Here is a 2,456-nt window from a genome sequence, read left to right as displayed (position 1 = left end):
CCTATGCACTGCAGATAAAGAGCATGATCGCCGCCCATAGTCGGGAGCGAGCCGGCCCTGCTGGATTACAGGACGCCACGGGACATGAACGCGAGCGCAAAGGCTGAGGACGTACTCGGGCACTCGACCTATATCAAGCCGCTCGAACCGCTGCTCAAAGGCAAGCAGGTCATCAGCAGCACGATGGGAAAGGAGGTGGACCGGGCCCAGCAGGCAATCGACCTCGCGAGAGAGCATCACGTTGCCATCGTCTCAGGGGGAGACGCAGGTGTGTACGGCATGGCAAGCATCGTGCTCGAAGTGCTCGAACACGATGGGTCCGATATCCCGGTCGAGATCGTCCCCGGCATCACCGCGGCAAACGCAGCAGCGTCCCGGCTCGGCTCGCCGCTTTCCGGGGACTTTGTGGTCATCAGCCTCTCGGACCTCTTAACGCCGCTTGAGGTGATCGAGGCCCGGCTCGATGCAGTCTTCAAGCTCGGGATCCCGGTCGTGCTCTACAACCCGAAGAGCCGGGGCAGGCCGCATAACCTGGCGCTCGCGGTGAGCCTTGCGAGAAAACACCTGAAGCCGGAGACTCCGGTCGGGATCGTGAGGAACGCACTTCGCGAGGACGAGACGACCCGGGTAACAACGCTCGGGGAGATCGAGTCCGTCATGGACGAAATCGATATGCACACGGCCGTCATCATCGGCGGTGCGGAGAGCAGGATCTGGAGGAGGGGAGACGATGTCAAAGGAATCATCACGCCACGCGGGTACCACAAAAAATACGTATATTGATGTCGGGGCCGACACGCAGGAAGGCTACGCGATCTCGACAAAGTCGCGGGCACTGGCCCGGGAAGCGATCGGCAACGAGACGCCCGAGGACCGCGTGAAGCAGCGGTGCTCGATCGCGGTCGGGGACTTTGCGATGGCGGACCTGATGCGGTTCAACAACAACCCCATCCCCGCTGTCATCGCGGCGCTGAAGAAGGGTGCCCCCATCATCACCGACATCCGCATGGTCCAGATCGGGATCCAGAAGAAGGGGCACAGGAGCGAAGTGCTCTGCGCTCTTGACTTCGGTGCCGATATCGTGAAGCAGCGGGGGATCACGAGAAGCTCGGCCGGTTTCATTGCGCTGAAAGACCGGCTGCCCGGATCCATTGTCGTGATCGGGAACGCCCCCTCTGCACTCCTCTCTCTCTGCGAAATGGTGAAGAACGGCGTCCGGCCCGCTGCCATCATCGGGGCCCCGGTCGGGTTTGTCAATGCCGCCGAGTCCAAGGCGCTGCTCCGGACAATCGACATCCCGTCCATCTCCTCGGAAGGAACGCGGGGCGGCACGCCGGTTGCGGTTGCCGCAGTAAACGAATGCATCACGATGTTCATCGAGGCTTCGGGAGATGCGTGACCCGGTCACCGGCTTTGAGTATCCCGATGCCTGGGTGGAGAAGTGCCAGCGGCCCGGCCAGCTCCCGCTCGTTGAACGCGGTCTCGCGATCCTGACCTCGTCCGGAACAATTCTTGCCCGGGGGTTTACTACCGGGACAACTGCGGCAGCGGCGTGCAAAGCGGCTGTCCTCTCGCGGGCCGGAAGACAATTCACTTCCGTTCCCATTGCTCTCCCGTGCGGCCTGACCGTGAACGTCCCGGCCGAAGGATCGGCCGGGCAGGGAACTGCACGAAAAGTGCCCGGGGATTACCCGGGCGATGTCACGGCCGGGCTGCTCTTTGTTGCCGAAGCAACGCCAACGAACAAAGGGATCGTCATCTCGTTTGGTGAAGGTGTCGGAAGATTCGCCCGCGACACGCCCCGCTACAAGGCCGGCACACCGGCCGTCAGCCCCCCGGCCCTTGCCTGCATTCATGTCGCAGTCGAAGAGGCGATTAAGGAGGCCGGGTTCTTCGGCATCGAAGTCCGGCTCACGATCCCGCAGGGGAAGGAGATCGGCAGGATCACGCTCAACCCCCGTGTTGGCGTGATGGATGGGATCTCGGTCCTCGGCACAACGGGCCTGGTCGAACCGTGGGACGACCACCTCACCGAATCCACGCTCGAACGGATCGCAGCCACGGACGAACCGGTCCTCACCACCGACCGGGTCGGGCTCCGGTTCGCCCGGCTGATGTTCCCCACGCACGAAGTGATCCTGATCGGCGGAAAGCTCGACCGGTCGGTTGCAGCCGTACGGGGAAAGGCGATCCTTTTTGGCCTCCCCGCGCTCATCCTCAAATACATCAACCCGCAGGTACTGGAAGGTACCGGGTCTGCGACCGTGGAGGAACTCTCTGTCACCCCGGCCTTTCCCGCAATAGTTGAGAAGAACCTTGCTGCATTCAGGAAACGGTACCCGCAGATCCGGGTCGTGCTCGTGAACCGCGAGGGAGAGGTCATCGGAGAAAGTGCATGAAGATCATCGGTGTAGGCTGCGGCCCCGGGCTGCTCACGGAACAGGCGATAAAAGAAC

3 protein-coding genes are annotated in these 2,456 nt (G+C 62.5%); all 3 read left to right on the top strand.

Features of this window, described 5'->3' with window-relative positions:
- Nucleotides 1–36: 36 nt before the first annotated feature.
- Genes cobJ through CW742_RS10570 form a run of 3 tightly spaced genes read left to right on the top strand, consistent with a single transcriptional unit; the run spans nt 37 to nt 2,399 of the window.
- Nucleotides 37–783 (top strand): precorrin-3B C(17)-methyltransferase, encoded by a 747-nt coding sequence (gene cobJ, locus CW742_RS10580; protein ID WP_292420178.1) that lies wholly within the window; start codon nt 37–39, stop codon nt 781–783.
- Nucleotides 731–1,399: a precorrin-8X methylmutase gene (locus CW742_RS10575; RefSeq protein WP_292420176.1), complete on the top strand. Its 669-nt coding sequence runs from the start codon at nt 731–733 to the stop codon at nt 1,397–1,399. The genes cobJ and CW742_RS10575 overlap by 53 nt, the downstream gene beginning before the upstream one ends.
- Nucleotides 1,392–2,399, top strand: a complete 1,008-nt coding sequence (locus CW742_RS10570; RefSeq protein ID WP_292420172.1) for a cobalt-precorrin-5B (C(1))-methyltransferase — start codon at nt 1,392–1,394, stop codon at nt 2,397–2,399. Before CW742_RS10575 ends, CW742_RS10570 begins: the two co-directional genes overlap by 8 nt.
- Nucleotides 2,400–2,456 lie beyond the last annotated feature (57 nt).

It is taken from the genome of Methanoregula sp., assembly GCF_002835825.1.
Taxonomy (GTDB): Archaea; Halobacteriota; Methanomicrobia; order Methanomicrobiales; family Methanospirillaceae; genus Methanoregula.
Note: the sequence above shows the minus strand (reverse complement) of the source record. Positions and strands in the feature narration are given on the sequence as shown.

Excerpts from the sequence above, each read along its gene's own strand:
- CW742_RS10575 (WP_292420176.1), top strand. The coding sequence starts at position 731 with ATGTCAAAGGAATCATCACGCCACGCGGGTACCACAAAAAATACGTAT.
- CW742_RS10570 (WP_292420172.1), top strand. The coding sequence starts at position 1,392 with ATGCGTGACCCGGTCACCGGCTTTGAGTATCCCGATGCCTGGGTGGAG.